Origin of the sequence: Streptomyces sp. KR55 (genome assembly GCF_052245645.1) — a bacterium.
Classification (GTDB): domain Bacteria; phylum Actinomycetota; class Actinomycetes; order Streptomycetales; family Streptomycetaceae; genus Streptomyces; species Streptomyces flavusporus.
Genome location: NZ_JBQQCE010000255.1, coordinates 1 through 13,652, shown reverse-complemented (window position 1 = coordinate 13,652; position 13,652 = coordinate 1). Strand labels below are relative to the sequence as shown.

General features: G+C 72.0%; 15 protein-coding genes and 1 pseudogene. 9 read left to right on the top strand and 7 right to left on the bottom strand.

Going from position 1 to position 13,652, the window contains the following annotated elements:
- The first annotated feature begins 171 nt into the window (after positions 1–171).
- Both ACTWQJ_RS31075 and ACTWQJ_RS31070 read left to right on the top strand, forming a co-directional pair.
- Positions 172–300, top strand: coding sequence for a hypothetical protein (locus ACTWQJ_RS31075; protein ID WP_263494553.1), 129 nt, complete (start codon positions 172–174; stop codon positions 298–300).
- A gap of 86 nt (positions 301–386) precedes the next feature.
- Positions 387–620 carry a hypothetical protein gene (locus ACTWQJ_RS31070; protein WP_443309843.1) on the top strand — a complete coding sequence of 78 codons (234 nt, stop codon included), beginning with the start codon at positions 387–389 and terminating at the stop codon, positions 618–620.
- Here the strand turns inward: ACTWQJ_RS31070 and istB are convergent.
- On the bottom strand, positions 598–1,809 hold the full coding sequence (gene istB, locus ACTWQJ_RS31065; RefSeq protein ID WP_443309845.1) for an IS21-like element helper ATPase IstB: 1,212 nt from the start codon (positions 1,807–1,809) through the stop codon (positions 598–600). The genes ACTWQJ_RS31070 and istB overlap by 23 nt on opposite strands.
- Before the next feature lie 176 nt (positions 1,810–1,985).
- Here istB and ACTWQJ_RS31060 point away from each other — a divergent pair, with 176 nt between their 5' ends.
- Positions 1,986–3,629 carry a DNA repair helicase XPB gene (locus ACTWQJ_RS31060; protein WP_443309842.1) on the top strand — a complete coding sequence of 548 codons (1,644 nt, stop codon included), beginning with the start codon at positions 1,986–1,988 and terminating at the stop codon, positions 3,627–3,629.
- Here the strand turns inward: ACTWQJ_RS31060 and ACTWQJ_RS31055 are convergent.
- Together ACTWQJ_RS31055 and ACTWQJ_RS31050 are read right to left on the bottom strand one after the other, a co-directional pair.
- Positions 3,598–4,677: pseudogene (locus ACTWQJ_RS31055) on the bottom strand (glycosyltransferase 87 family protein); the annotation flags it as partial. The gene ACTWQJ_RS31060 and the pseudogene ACTWQJ_RS31055 overlap by 32 nt on opposite strands.
- 110 nt (positions 4,678–4,787) lie before the next feature.
- Complete coding sequence (locus ACTWQJ_RS31050; protein ID WP_443309841.1) at positions 4,788–4,967, bottom strand: hypothetical protein; 180 nt, start codon at positions 4,965–4,967, stop codon at positions 4,788–4,790.
- A gap of 294 nt (positions 4,968–5,261) precedes the next feature.
- Here ACTWQJ_RS31050 and ACTWQJ_RS31045 point away from each other — a divergent pair, with 294 nt between their 5' ends.
- The gene (locus ACTWQJ_RS31045) at positions 5,262–7,313 is read left to right on the top strand and encodes a HelD family protein (RefSeq protein WP_443309840.1); all 2,052 of its coding nucleotides are present in this window, start codon (positions 5,262–5,264) and stop codon (positions 7,311–7,313) included.
- Positions 7,314–7,485: 172 nt separating this feature from the next.
- Here ACTWQJ_RS31045 and ACTWQJ_RS31040 read toward each other — a convergent pair whose 3' ends face one another.
- On the bottom strand, positions 7,486–8,178 hold the full coding sequence (locus tag ACTWQJ_RS31040; protein ID WP_443309839.1) for a copper homeostasis protein CutC: 693 nt from the start codon (positions 8,176–8,178) through the stop codon (positions 7,486–7,488).
- A gap of 113 nt (positions 8,179–8,291) precedes the next feature.
- Positions 8,292–8,966, bottom strand: a complete 675-nt coding sequence (locus tag ACTWQJ_RS31035) for a maleylpyruvate isomerase family mycothiol-dependent enzyme (RefSeq protein WP_443309838.1) — start codon at positions 8,964–8,966, stop codon at positions 8,292–8,294.
- Between the two features lie 47 nt (positions 8,967–9,013).
- Between ACTWQJ_RS31035 and ACTWQJ_RS31030 the strand changes: the two genes are divergently transcribed.
- Both ACTWQJ_RS31030 and ACTWQJ_RS31025 read left to right on the top strand, forming a co-directional pair.
- Positions 9,014–9,658: an HD domain-containing protein gene (locus ACTWQJ_RS31030; RefSeq protein ID WP_443309837.1), complete on the top strand. Its 645-nt coding sequence runs from the start codon at positions 9,014–9,016 to the stop codon at positions 9,656–9,658.
- A gap of 28 nt (positions 9,659–9,686) precedes the next feature.
- Positions 9,687–10,754, top strand: a complete 1,068-nt coding sequence (locus ACTWQJ_RS31025; protein WP_443309836.1) for a GNAT family N-acetyltransferase — start codon at positions 9,687–9,689, stop codon at positions 10,752–10,754.
- Between the two features lie 15 nt (positions 10,755–10,769).
- On the opposite strand, the gene ACTWQJ_RS31020 is transcribed toward ACTWQJ_RS31025, so the two are convergent.
- The gene (locus tag ACTWQJ_RS31020) at positions 10,770–11,048 is read right to left on the bottom strand and encodes a DUF4031 domain-containing protein (RefSeq protein ID WP_443309835.1); all 279 of its coding nucleotides are present in this window, start codon (positions 11,046–11,048) and stop codon (positions 10,770–10,772) included.
- A complete protein-coding gene (locus tag ACTWQJ_RS31015) occupies positions 11,045–11,428 on the bottom strand; it encodes a hypothetical protein (RefSeq protein WP_129798473.1) in 384 nt (127 codons plus the stop codon). The genes ACTWQJ_RS31020 and ACTWQJ_RS31015 overlap by 4 nt, the downstream gene beginning before the upstream one ends.
- A 55-nt stretch (positions 11,429–11,483) precedes the next feature.
- On the opposite strand from ACTWQJ_RS31015, the gene ACTWQJ_RS31010 reads away from it, so the two are divergent.
- From ACTWQJ_RS31010 to ACTWQJ_RS31000, 3 genes are all read left to right on the top strand, one after another.
- Positions 11,484–12,395 carry a MurR/RpiR family transcriptional regulator gene (locus ACTWQJ_RS31010; RefSeq protein ID WP_443309834.1) on the top strand — a complete coding sequence of 304 codons (912 nt, stop codon included), beginning with the start codon at positions 11,484–11,486 and terminating at the stop codon, positions 12,393–12,395.
- Positions 12,396–12,533: 138 nt separating this feature from the next.
- Positions 12,534–13,469: an N-acetylmuramic acid 6-phosphate etherase gene (murQ, locus tag ACTWQJ_RS31005; protein WP_443309833.1), complete on the top strand. Its 936-nt coding sequence runs from the start codon at positions 12,534–12,536 to the stop codon at positions 13,467–13,469.
- A gap of 16 nt (positions 13,470–13,485) precedes the next feature.
- On the top strand, positions 13,486–13,652 hold a 167-nt coding region (locus ACTWQJ_RS31000; protein WP_443309844.1), incomplete at its 3' end, for a PTS glucose/sucrose transporter subunit IIB.

The window sequence follows — 13,652 nt, the reverse complement described above, 5'->3', positions numbered from 1 at the left end:
GGCGTAGTCCCGAATTCATGCACGCCACGCCGGACACTTCCCACCCATGAGGGAGCTTGCAGGTCGCGGCGCATTCCGCTGCGGGTCGCCGGGCAGCCACCGGATGTCCTGATCAAGCCCGAACCGCCGGCAGGGGGCTCGGGCGAACGCAGCTGAAAGGAAATCCCACCCATGCGTGCTGCCCGTCGTTTCGCCGCCGTTCTGGCCGCCACGGCCATGATGCTCGGCGCCTTCACCACCCAGGCCGCGGCCGTCGGCATCGATGTCGCCGGCCTGGTCATCGAGACGCCGCCCGTCTGACGCGCCCGGCGCGCCCCATCGGGCCGGTCCCGGCACCCCCGGGTCCGGCCCTCCCCTCGACCTCATGTGAAAGGCCCGGGCGTCCCATGCGTTCCAAGCTCCCCATCAGCGCCCACTCCGCCGTCGCCGCCCTGGCCGCCGCCCTGCTGACCGCCGCCGCCCTCGTCGCCGCGCTCGCGCCCGAGGCCTCGGCGGCCCCGGCCGCGCCGCTGCCGCTCCCCGTCGCCGGGGCCGGTGGCGAGCCCCTCCTCGCCAACGTCGACGGGCACATCTTCGCTCAACCGCTGGTCAACAACCTCACCCTGCCCACTCCGAAGTAGCCCGCCGCATCCGGTAGCTGTCCCCGTCGAGCCGCACGATCTCGGCGTGGTGGGCCAGCCGGTCCGCCATCGCCGGGGCGGCCGGACCGCCGAACACCTCGTCCCACCTCTCGAGCGGGCGGTCGCTGGTCACGATCAGCGACCCCCGTTCGTAGCGGTGGGCGACCAGCTGGAAGAAGAGGCGGGAGGTGTCCGCGTCGAAGGGGACGTACCCGACCTCGTCGACGATCAGCAGCGGGCAGTCGTCGAGGGCGGTGAGCTCCTCGGCGAGCCGGCCCGCCGCCTGCGCCCCGGCCAACCGCGCGGCCCAGCCGGCGGCCGTGTCGAACAGCACCCGGCGGCCGGCCTGGCAGGCGCGCACACCGAGCCCGACGGCCAGGTGCGTCTTGCCGGTGCCGGGCGGCCCCACGAACACCACGTTGCCGTGCGCCGCGACGAAGTCCAGCTTGCCGAGCCTTGCCACGGCCTCCCGGTCGAAGGCCCGGGGGTGTTCCGCGTCGAACTCCTCCAGCACCTTCCGGGCCGGGAAACCGGCGGCCCGGATCCGCTCCTCGGCTCCCGTCTCGGCGGGGGGCGGCCCGGCCTGGGCCGGGATCGACACCGCCGCCGGGGGCCGCGCGGGTTCGGGGTCCGCCCGGTGGTCCCGGTGGTGGGCTCGTTCGGCGTGCGCGGCCATCGGGCCCGACATGTACGCCAGGATCGCCGCCGACACGATGAACGCCATATGGATCACCGTGCCCCACAGCAGGGAGTGCCGGGCGGTGTGGTGCACATCCACGAACATCTGCAGCAGATGGACCGAGGAGATGCCCACGATGGCGGTGGCCAGCTTCACCTTCAGCACGTTGGAGTTGACGTGCGAGAGCCATTCCGGCTGGTCACGGTGGCCCTGGAGGCCGATGCGGGAGACGAACGTCTCGTAGCCGCCGACGATCACCATGATCAGCAGGTTGGCGATCATGACGACGTCGACCAGCTTGAGCACGGCGAGCATGACGTAGGTCTCGGTCGCCTGGCCGGTGATGCACCGGAGGATTAAGGCCCACAGTTCGTTGAAGAACTTGTAGACGTACACCCCCTGCGCGGCCACGAGGCCGAAGTACAGCGGGGCCTGCAGCCAGCGGGTGGCGAACAGGGCGTAGCCGAGGGTGGTGGTGGGCGGGGACGGGTCACGAGTGATGGCCTGCACGGTCGGCCATTCTTCGCAGCCGGAGCCGTACAGGTGAAACCGTTCCACTCCCAGGAATGAATAGACATCCTGTACGACGGGACGTGCGCGCCTTCGCGACCAGGAACCGATCAGGAATCGATCAGGCACACTGGACGTTTGGCCGTACCGTCCGGCCGCACGGAAAGGGTGCCCGCGTGAATGGTCCGCTGATCGTCCAGTCCGACAAAACTCTGCTCCTGGAAGTCGACCACGAGCGTGCCGACGACTGCCGTCGGGCCATCGCGCCGTTCGCGGAGCTGGAGCGGGCGCCCGAGCACATCCACACCTACCGGGTGACGCCGCTCGGCCTGTGGAACGCGCGCGCGGCCGGGCACGACGCGGAGCAGGTCGTGGACGCGCTGGTGCAGTACAGCCGCTACCCGGTGCCGCACGCGCTGCTCGTGGACATCGCCGAGACGATGGACCGCTACGGGCGGCTGACGCTGAGCAAGCACCCGGCGCACGGGCTGGTGCTGACCACCACCGACCGACCGGTCCTCGAAGAGGTCCTGCGCTCCAAGCGCGTCGCACCGCTCGTCGGTACCCGGATCGACCCCGACACCGTGGCCGTGCACCCCTCCGAGCGGGGGCAGATCAAGCAGGTGCTGCTGAAGCTGGGCTGGCCGGCCGAGGACCTCGCCGGGTACGTCGACGGCGAGGCCCACCCGATCGAGCTGCACGAGGACGGCTGGGCACTGCGCCCCTACCAGAAGCAGGCGGTGGAGAACTTCTGGCACGGCGGCTCCGGCGTGGTGGTCCTCCCCTGCGGCGCAGGCAAGACGCTGGTGGGCGCGGGCTCGATGGCGCAGGCGAAGTCGACGACGCTCATCCTCGTCACGAACACGGTCTCGGCCCGGCAGTGGAAGCACGAGCTGGTGAAGCGCACCTCGCTGACCGAGGACGAGATCGGGGAGTACAGCGGCACGAAGAAGGAGATCCGCCCGGTCACCATCGCCACGTACCAGGTGCTGACGACCAGGCGGAAGGGCGTCTACCCGCACCTGGAGCTGTTCGACTCCCGTGACTGGGGCCTGATCCTCTACGACGAGGTGCACCTGCTGCCGGCGCCGGTCTTCAAGTTCACGGCGGACCTCCAGGCGCGGCGGCGGCTGGGCCTGACGGCGACGCTGGTGCGGGAGGACGGGCGCGAGTCGGACGTGTTCTCGCTGATCGGGCCCAAGCGGTTCGACGCGCCGTGGAAGGAGATCGAGGCGCAGGGCTACATCGCGCCCGCGGACTGCGTCGAGGTCCGCGTCAACCTCACGGACGCCGAGCGGCTGGCGTACGCCACCGCCGAGACGGAGGAGAAGTACCGCTTCTGTGCGACGACGGACACCAAGCGCAAGGTGACGGAGGCGATCGTCCGCCGGTTCGCCGGGCAGCAGATCCTCGTCATCGGGCAGTACATCGACCAGCTGGACGAGCTGGGGGAACATCTGGGTGCCCCGGTGATCAAGGGCGAGACGTCCAACGCCCAGCGGGAGAAGCTGTTCGACGCGTTCCGGCAGGGCGAGATCAGCGTGCTGGTGGTGTCCAAGGTCGCCAACTTCTCCATCGACCTGCCGGAGGCCACGGTCGCCATCCAGGTGTCGGGCACCTTCGGCTCGCGCCAGGAGGAGGCGCAGCGCCTGGGCCGCGTCCTGCGCCCGAAGGCCGACGGGCACCAGGCGCACTTCTACTCGGTCGTGGCCCGGGACACGATCGACCAGGACTTCGCCGCCCACCGCCAGCGGTTCCTGGCGGAGCAGGGGTATGCGTACCGGATCGTGGACGCGGACGAGATCCTCGCGGAGAGCTGAGCGGCACGTGTCGCACCGCGGCGGGCGCGAGGTGCTCCTGCTGCCGGAGGAGGGCTGACGCGAGCACGGCCAGCCCCAGCAGCGGGTAGGGCGAGGCCAACGGCTGTTGCCACCACGGGAGTCGGAGGTCCAGGTCGCCCTGGTGGGGCAGCAGCCACATCGTGCGGGCCGTGAAGAGCAGGGCTGTGAGCGCCGCCAGGCGGGTGCGGCCCTCGGCCAGGAGCACGGCGATCAGCGGCACACACCACACCCAGTGGTGGGACCAGCTGATCGGGGACACGAGCAGCGCGGTGACGGCCGTGACGACGATGCCCCTCCGGTCGTCACCGGCCCGGCACGCGAGCCACAGCCCGGCGGCGGCCAGCAGCAGCGCCGGGAGCATCCACGCCGGGCCCGGTGACGGGTCGCCGAGCGTGCGGGCGAGCAGGCCCTGCAGGGACTGGTTGTCGACGATCCAGGGCTTGCCCACGCGGCCCGTCTAGTAGAGGCGGTGGAGCCAGAAGTCCGCGCCGGCGGACGGAAGGGCGAGGACGCCGAGCAGGACGGTGGCGGCGAGGGCGGCGGTCGCGGTGAGCGCCTCGCGGGTGCGGCGGGTGAGGAAGAGATACGCGATGAAGACGGCCGGGGTGAGCTTGATCCCGGCCGCGATGCCCACGGCCACGCCCTTGCCGGGGGCGCCTGGCGGGCGGGTGAGGTCCCACAGGACCAGGCAGGCGAGCAGCAGGTTGATCTGGCCGAAGAGGAGCGTCTGGAAGACCGGTTCGAGCCAGAGTGCCAGGGCCGTGCCCACGCACAGGGCCGGAAGGCGCAGGGGCAGCCCTGCCAGCCGGGCGGAGAGATGGACGAGGCAGGCGACGAGCAGGGCGTTGGCTGCGAGGAACGCCGCCTTGAGGGCCGTGACCGGAATCCAGGCCGTCGGGACGAACAGGAGCGCCGCGAAGGGCGGGTAAGTGGCGGGAAGCTGCCACTCGGTGACCCTGAAGCCGTACAGATCGCTGCCGCGCAGGACCGCCTCACCCTGGGCCCGGTAGACCAGGGCGTCCGCCATCGGTGAGCGCTGTACGGCGCACAGGGCGACGAAGGCCCCCAGGGAAACGGCCAGGAGGAGGAAGGGAGTTGCGGAGTGTGATCGGCGGGTCACGCGGTGACCCTAGTCGGTCACTTCCGGCGTACGCCCGCCTCCTCGCCGTACTCACCGAGGATGATGACGTCGAACGCGGCACCCGCGAACACCCGCACGGCGCGCAGGGCCTCCCCGAGCCGGTGCCGGTGGCTGCCGACGAGGGCGGTGGCGCCGGACGGCCGGGCCGGAGCTGGGGTGATGGTTGCTGCACTCATGTCTCCATGGTGGATTTCCGCACCCGAGAACGGAATCGGTCTCGGGGCCGAACCGCGACCGCCTCCGCGTAGCTCTCCGGTGGGACCCCCTCCCCTGAAGGGGGATGAGGCACCCCCTAGGGGTAAGGGAGAAGGCTGGAATGGGTGCCGGAAAATTCGTTGGCGTCGCGCTCCCCCGATTGCCTAGAATCTCCGCTCTTGCCCGCCTCCCCAGCGGAGTGCCGTCGTCCGGCCGGAAACCGGACGGCATCGATCGACCCACACTCATGCAGGTCCCTGACGGAGGCACCCCCCTTGTCCACGCCCGCCGACGATCCCCTCTCCCGCGAGCGCGCCCATCTCTCCGCCTCTCGTGCCGCGCTGCGCGCCATGCGGGAGGACGTCGAGTCGCTCGACATCAGTGACGTCACCGCGAACTGGGTCAACGCCCGGATCCTGGAACACCAGATCGGCGAGCGGATCAAGGCCCTCGCCGATCTCAGCGACACACCACTGTTCTTCGGCCGGCTCGACTATCTGCACGCACCGGGTGCGGAGCAGGCGGAGGGCGCGGAGGGGGAGCGCTTCTACATCGGGCGTCGGCATGTGCACGACGCCGACGGCGACCCGATGGTGATCGACTGGCGTGCGCCGGTGTCACAGCCGTTCTACCGGGCGTCCAAGAAGGACCCGATGGACATCGGCCTGCGCCGCCGCTTCGGCTACACCGGCGGCGAACTCACGGCCTACGAGGACGAGCACCTGTCCGACCCCGCCGAGGCGGCCAAGGCCAGCAGGCTGCTCCAGCAGGAGATCGAGCGCCCGCGTGTCGGCCCGATGCGGGACATCGTGGCGACCATCCAGCCCGAGCAGGACGAGATCGTACGGTCGGGACTCTCCGGGACCGTCTGCGTACAGGGTGGTCCGGGCACGGGGAAGACCGCGGTCGGCCTGCACCGGGTCGCGTACCTCCTCTACGCCCACCGGGAGCGGCTCGCCCGCACCGGCACCCTCGTCATCGGGCCGAACCGGTCCTTCCTGCACTACATCGAGCAGGTGCTGCCCGCGCTGGGTGAGCTGACGGTCCGCCAGGCCACGGTCGACGACCTGGTGGCCCATGTGGAGGTGCGCGGCACGGACGACGCGGCGGCCGCGATCGTCAAGGGTGACGCCCGGATGGCCGAGGTCCTCCGCAACGCCCTCTACGCGCACGTCACGCTGCCGACCGAGCCGGTCGTCGTCGTGCGCGGCTCCCGGCGCTGGCGGGTCCCTGCGTACGAACTCGAGGACATCGCACGGGAGTTGCTGGACCGTGGCATTCGCTACGGCGCCGCCCGCGAGGCGCTGCCGCAGCGGATCGCGCACGCCGTGCTGGTGCAGATGGAACGGTCGGGTGAGGCGCCGGACGACCGGGTGCAGGACGCGGTGGCCCGCAACGCCGCGGTGAAGGCGGCCGTCAAGGCGATCTGGCCGCCCGTCGACCCGGCGAAGCTGGTGCTGCGGCTGCTGACCGACATCGACTTCCTCGCCGTCCATGCTGACGGGATCCTCACCGAAGAGGAGCAGAAGACGATCCTGTGGGCGAGGCCGGTGCGGTCGGTGAAGTCCGCGAAATGGTCGCCGGCGGACGCCGTGCTGATCGACGAGGCGACGGACCTCGTCGACCGCACGCCCTCCCTCGGCCATGTCGTCCTCGACGAGGCGCAGGACCTCTCCCCCATGCAGTACCGGGCGGTCGGCCGGCGCTGCACCACCGGCTCCGCGACCGTCCTCGGCGACCTCGCGCAGGGCACCACGCCATGGGCGACGAGGAGTTGGGACGAGGCCCTCACCCACCTCGGCAAGCCGGACGCGGTGATCGAGGAACTGACGGCCGGCTTCCGCGTCCCGACGGACGTCATCACCTACGCCTCACGGCTCCTGCCCCACATCGCACCGGGGCTGACCCCGGTGGCGTCGGTCCGCGAGAACCCCGGGTCGTTCGAGGTACGGCCGGTCACCGGCGATGCGGACGTGGTCGCCGCGTGCACGCAGGCGCTGCGCAACGAGGGCTCGATCGGCCTGATCGCCGCCGACGCCCGCGTACCGGCCCTCGCGGACGCCCTGACGACGGCCGGCCTCGGCCACCTGGGCCCCGGCGAGGAGACGACCCGGGAGACCCGCCTCACCCTGGTCCCGGCGTCACTGGCCAAGGGCCTGGAGTACGACTACGTGGTCCTCGACGAGCCCCAAGCCGTGGTCGACGGAGAACCGGACGAACGCACCGGCCTACGCCGCCTGTACGTGGCCCTGACCCGAGCGGTATCGGGCCTGACGGTGACCCACGCGGCCCCACTACCACCACAACTCGGCGACGCTGCCCGCTAAGCCGCGGGCAGTCGTGCCGCATAGGGCGGCAGGGGTGTGCGCGGACGACACCCGCCACCCCCGTCAGGCCGCGGGCATTCGTGCCGCCCAGGGCGGCACGGGTGGGCGCGGGCGGCACCCCGTCAGCGCCGGGCTGCGCCACCCACCCCCGCCCAGCCCCACGCCGGTTCCGTCACACCCCGTCCAGCACCCGCCGCCACTCGGCGACGGCCTCCGCCGAGACCGGCCCGTCCCAGCCCGCCGGCCGAGCCGCCCCGCCGATGTGAAAGGCGTCGATCCCGGCGTCCAGCAGGGTCGGCACGTGGTCCAGCCGCAGCCCGCCGCCGATCAGGAGCTGCTGCTCGTACCCAGGCTCTCCGCAGCGCCGCGCCTCGGCGAGCAGCGTGGGAAGGCCGTCGTCGACACCGCCGGCCGACCCGGCCGTCAGGTAGGCGTCCAGTCCCGGGAGGTCCCCGAGCTGCTTACGCAGCGCGTCCCGGTCGGCGGCCCGGTCGATCGCCCGGTGGAAAGTCCACCGGCACCCGCCCAGAACCCCGACCACCCGCTCCACGGCATCCAGATCCACCCCACCCTGCGCATCGAGGAACCCGAGCACGAACTCCTCCGCCCCGACCTCCCGCATCCGAAGCGCGGCATCGACCAGCCGCCCGACATCCCCGGCCACGAACCCGTCCTCGAGCCGCAGCATCACCCGCAGCGGAATATCGACGGCGGCCCGGATCGCGGCGACGGTCCCGCTCGGCGGCGTGAGCCCGTCAGCCGCCATGTCGGTGACCAGTTCGAGGCGGTCCGCGCCTCCGGCCTGGGCGGCGACCGCGTCCTCGACGTCGAGGGCGATCACCTCCAGGACTGCACGCTTGCTCATGGGACCCCATTCGTCGGCTACAGGTCTAGTCCAATCTAAGACTACGCCCCGAGCCGGCCCTGCACCCCTGGCCACCGCATCGGCGGCCTGTCGGCCGCGTTGGCTGCACCGGGTCAGTCACCGAAAATGTTCAGCTCCGCCGCCCGCACCCCCGCCAGCTCGAACGCGGCCCCGTCCACCGGCCGACCCGCATACAGCCGTACGAGCGTCGCCGCGCCCCCGATGTACCGCGCCGGCGTCCGCTCCCCGCTCACCTCACCGAACCGCAGCGGCTCATCCACGTCGTCGAGGTCGGCGTGCAACGGCACATGCCCCCGGTTCCGGGTGATCCAGGCGAGCAGGTCGAGCGCGTACGGCAGCCCCTCCCCCTCGTACGCCCCCGCCTCCCCGAGCGCCTCGCGCACGTCACCGGCGTGGACCCATTCCCCCAGCGCGACCCCGTCCAGCGCCCCGCCCGCCTTGGCGATGGCCGGCCCCGCCTCGGTCATCCCGCGCTCCAACTCGTCGACGACCTGCGCGTTCGTCCAGTCGGCCCGCTCGGCGATGTCCCGGTCGTTGGACTCGGGCGAGAACACGCCCTCCTCGAAACGGCGCTCCACCACCCGCATCAGCGCGGCGGAGCAGTGCGCCAGCACATCCCGCACCGTCCACCCCGGACACGCGGCGGTCGGCAGTGCGAAGTCCTCCTCGGCCCGCACCCGCAGCAGCGGAATCAGCGCATCACGCTCGACGGCCAGCAGCCGCCCGGGCAGTTCGGGGTCGCGTACCTCGTGCACGTCATTAGTCATGGGCTCCACGCTAGGGGCCCAGGGACCCGCGGCGAGAGAATGAACGCATGGCCGATCTCGACGCCCTCCGCGCCCGCTTCACCCATGCACTGGAAGGAGCCCGCGGCCCCGGGGGTGGCCCCGATCCCGCCCCCTACGCCGACAACCTCCTCGCCCGCTGGCAGGAGCCGCAGCGCCGGTACCACACGCTCGCGCATCTCACCGCCGTGCTGGATCACATCGACGTGCTGGAGAAGTACGCGGACGATCCGGACGTCGTCCGGCTGGCCGCCTGGTTCCATGACGCGGTCTATCTTCCCGACCGCTCCGAGAACGAGGAGCGGTCGGCCCGGCTCGCGGAGCGGGCGCTGCCCGAGGCCGGGGTGTCCGAGGCGAAGGCGGCCGAGGTCGCCCGGCTGGTCCGGCTCACCGCGGGCCACGCCCCGGCCGACGACGACCGCAACGGCCAGGTCCTGTGCGACGCCGACCTGGCGATCCTCGCCTCGCCCCCGTCGTCGTACGCCGTCTACACCGCCGCCGTCCGCGAGGAGTACGGCTTCGTACCCTCCGACGCCTTCCGGGCCGGCCGCGCCGCCGTCCTCCGCGAACTCCTCGCCCTGCCGCGGCTGTTCCGTACCCCGTACGGTGCGGAGCACTGGGAGGCGACGGCCCGCTACAACATCACCTCGGAGCTGGAAATTCTGTCGTCCTGAGCGGGTGCCGGCCTCTAGCCTGCGGTGCATGACAGACATGGGTGGGGAACGGGTGCGGGAAGCCGTCGCGGGCGCCGTCGCGGTGCTGCGGACGGCGACCGAGCGGGACTGGGAGAGCGTCGACGCGGGCTCGCTGACGTGGAGTTGTCGCAGGACGGCCGAGCATGTCGCGAGCTGTCTGCTCGCGTACGCGGGGCAACTGGCGGGGCGGGTGCAGGGGGCTTACTCCCCGTTCAGGATCAGCATCGAGAACGGCACGAGCAACGAGGAACTGCTCCAGGTCGTCGAGACAACCGGCGCGCTGCTCACCGCGGCCGTCCGCACCGCGCCCCGCGAGGCGCGCGCCTTCCACCCGTACCCCTTCCGCAGCGCGGGCCGCGACGGCTTCGCCGCGATGGGCGTCACCGAGGTGGTGCTGCACACCTACGACATCGCCGAGGGGCTGGGGCTGACGTACGAACCCCCCGCCGAGCTCGCCGAGTTCGCGCTCGGCACGATCTTCCCGCACGTCCGGCCCGGCCCCGACGCCCGGCGCACCCTGCTGTGGGCCACCGGCCGCGGCGAACTGCCCGGCCGCGCCCCGGTCACCGAGTGGCGCTGGAACAACAACCTGGTCATCCCCGCCGGGCGCCTCACGCTGGAAGGCGTCACGCCGCTCGCCGCCGCCGACCTCGCCGCAGGCGGCGACGGCGGGTTCGAGTGGGTCGAGGGCGGCCCGTTCGAGGGCACGCGGGAGGCCGCCGGGATGACCGAGAAGGCGTACGAGGCGGGGGTGCACCGCCCGGAGTTCGGGCTGTTCGTGCTCGTACGGCAGGAGGACGGCCGGGCGGTCGGCGGCATGGGCTTCCACGGCGCCCCCGACGAGGACGGCCGCACCGAGGTCGGCTACGACCTCGCCGAGTCCGCCCGCGGCCACGGCTACGCCACCGACGCGCTGCGGGCGCTGGCCGCGTGGGCGCTGGCGCGGGAGGACGTACGGTCGCTGTTCGCGACGGTCGACCAGGACAACGTGCCGTCGCAGCGGGTCGTCGAGCGGGCCGGGTTCCTGCGGGTCAGCGAGGACGGGGAGCAGTTCGCCTACGAACTGCTCCCCTGATTCAGCCTTTTCCGTCTACGAACTGCGGCCCTGATCCGGCCGCTTCCGCCTGCGCAACCCGGCACCCTGCAGCAGCCGCACCACCTCTCGGCTGCTGACCTCCACCGCCCCGGCACGCACCGCCTCCGCGTACCGGTGGGAGGGGATGTCGTAGTGGTCCCGCTCGAAGGCCCGCCGGGGCGCGCCCAACTCCTCGGCGAACTTGTGGAGTTCGTCGTACGAGACATCGCTGATCAGATGCGACCACATGCGCCCGTGGCCCGGCCAGGCCGGCGGATCTATATAGACCGTCACGAGGACGGCGCCCCGCCCCCGCAGGACCCCAGCAGGCCGACCGCGGCGACCTTCACGCCCGCCTTGTGGCACACCCAGTGCGGGTCGGGCCCGAGCTCCGGTTCGACGTCCAGCGCATGAGGATCCCCGGAGCCGCACACCGGGCACAGCGGCCAGCGCCCGTACCGCTCCAGCAGCGCGTCCTGCACGTCCTGGGCGACCAGCCCGGCCACATACGCGGCGCCCTCCGGCCACTGCTCCACCCACCAGCGCCGCTGCGCGACGGACTCCTCGACCAGCGACACGACGTCCGCCTCGGCGACCTGGTTCGCGACGAGGTCGGCGAGCACCAGGGCGCGGGCCGCGTGCAACGCCTGCTCAAGAGGGCTGATGGGGTCCATGTCCCCATTGTGCGCACTCTTGACCGCAACACCGAGCCGAAAATATCTTTCATGTGTGACCAGTAACGTGAAGGAAACTTTCGGGACGCCTCCCGCGCCCGCCGCCCTCGCCGCCAAGGTGCGCACGCTCGCCCCGTCGATGACGCGTTCCATGCAGCGGGTCGCCGAGGCCGTCGCGAACGACCCGGCCGGCTGCGCGGCCCTCACCGTCACCGGTCTCGCCGAACTCACCGGCACGAGCGAGGCGACCGTCGTCCGCACCGCCCGCCTGCTCGGCTACCCCGGCTACCGCGACCTGCGTCTCGCCCTCGCCGGTCTGGCCGCCCAGCAGCAGTCCGGCCGGGCGCCCGCCATAACGACCGACATCGCGGTCGACGACCCGATCGCCGACGTCGTGGCCAAACTCGCCTACGACGAACAGCAGACCCTCGCCGACACCGCGGCCGGCCTCGACATCGCCCAGCTCGGCGCCGCCGTCACCGCCCTGGCCGGCGCCCGCCGGGCCGACGTGTACGGCGTCGGCGCGTCCGGTCTGGTCGCGCAGGACCTCACGCAGAAGCTGCTGCGCATAGGTCTCATAGCCCACGCGCACAGCGACCCGCACCTCGCTGTCACCAACGCCGTGCAGCTGCGGGCGGGGGATGTCGCCATCGCCATCACCCACTCGGGCTCGACGGGTGACGTCATCGAGCCGTTGCGCGTCGCCTTCGAGCACGGGGCGACCACCGTCGCGATAACCGGGCGCCCGGACTCGTCGGTCACGCAGTACGCCGACCACGTCCTGACCACGTCCACGGCCCGGGAGAGCGAGCTGCGGCCGGCTGCGATGTCGTCGCGGACGAGTCAGTTGCTGGTGGTGGACTGTCTGTTCGTGGGGGTGGCGCAGCGGACGTACGAATCGGCGGGGCCGGCGCTGGCCGCTTCGTATGAGGCGTTGGCTCATCGGCATCGGAGTGGGGCGCGGTAGGGCCGTAGGGCTCCATGCCGTGTCTCTCTGCAGGCCGTCTGTGGCTGGTCGCGCCCACGCGGCGGAGCCGCAATATGTCACAGCCCCGCGCCCCTGAAGGACGTCACCACACCGCATCCTGGAAAGAGCCGCTCCCTCATGACCTCCACATCCGATCCCCGTGACCTCCGAGCCGAGTTGGAGACACTCACCACCGAAGCCTTCCGCCCCGATCTCGCCGAAATCGACCGGCTGCCCACCCTTGAGATCGCGACGCTGATGAACGCCGAGGACGCCACCGTCCCCGGCGCCGTGACCCGGCGTTTGCCGCAGATCGCCGCCGCGATCGACGGCATCGCCGCCCGCATGTCCCGCGGCGGCCGCCTCGTCTATGCCGGCGCCGGTACCGCGGGCCGCCTCGGCGTGCTCGACGCCTCCGAGTGCCCGCCCACCTTCAACACGGCCCCGGCGCAGGTCGTGGGCCTGATCGCGGGTGGTCCCACGGCGATGGTCACCTCCGTCGAGGGCGCCGAGGACTCCGCCGAGCTGGCCCGGCAGGACCTGGACGCCCTGCACCTCACGCCGGACGACACGGTGGTCGGCATCTCCGCCTCCGGCCGCACCCCGTACGCGATCGGTGCCGTCGAACACGCCCGTGCACGCGGCGCCCTCACCATCGGCCTGGCCTGCAACGCGCACAGCGCGCTCGCGGCCGCAGCGGACCACGGCATCGAGGTCGTCGTGGGCCCCGAGCTGCTCACCGGATCGACCCGGCTGAAGGCGGGCACGGCACAGAAGCTGGTGCTCAACATGCTCTCGACGATCACGATGATCCGCCTGGGCAAGACGTACGGGAACCTCATGGTCGACGTACGCGCCTCGAACGAGAAGCTGCGCGCCCGCTCCCGCCGGATCGTCGCCCTGGCCACCGGCGCACCCGACGACGAGATCGAACGCGCCCTCGCCGCGACCGACGGCGAGGTGAAGGCGGCCATCCTGACGATCGCCGGCGGCGTCGACGGGGGGACGGCCGCCCGCCTTCTGGAGGAGTCCGGCGGCCATCTGCGCGCGGCACTCGAGGCGGCGGCCCGCTGAGCAGCACCCTCGGGGCATGCGCAAAGACCCAGCCGAAGTAGCCGCCGCGCTCCTGCCCCTGGTCGGCGGCCCTGCGAACGTCACGTCCGTCGCCCACTGCATGACCCGGCTCCGCCTGAGTCTGGCCGACCCGTCCCGGGTGGAGGCGGAGCGGCTGAGGGCGCTGCCGGGGGTGCTCGGTGT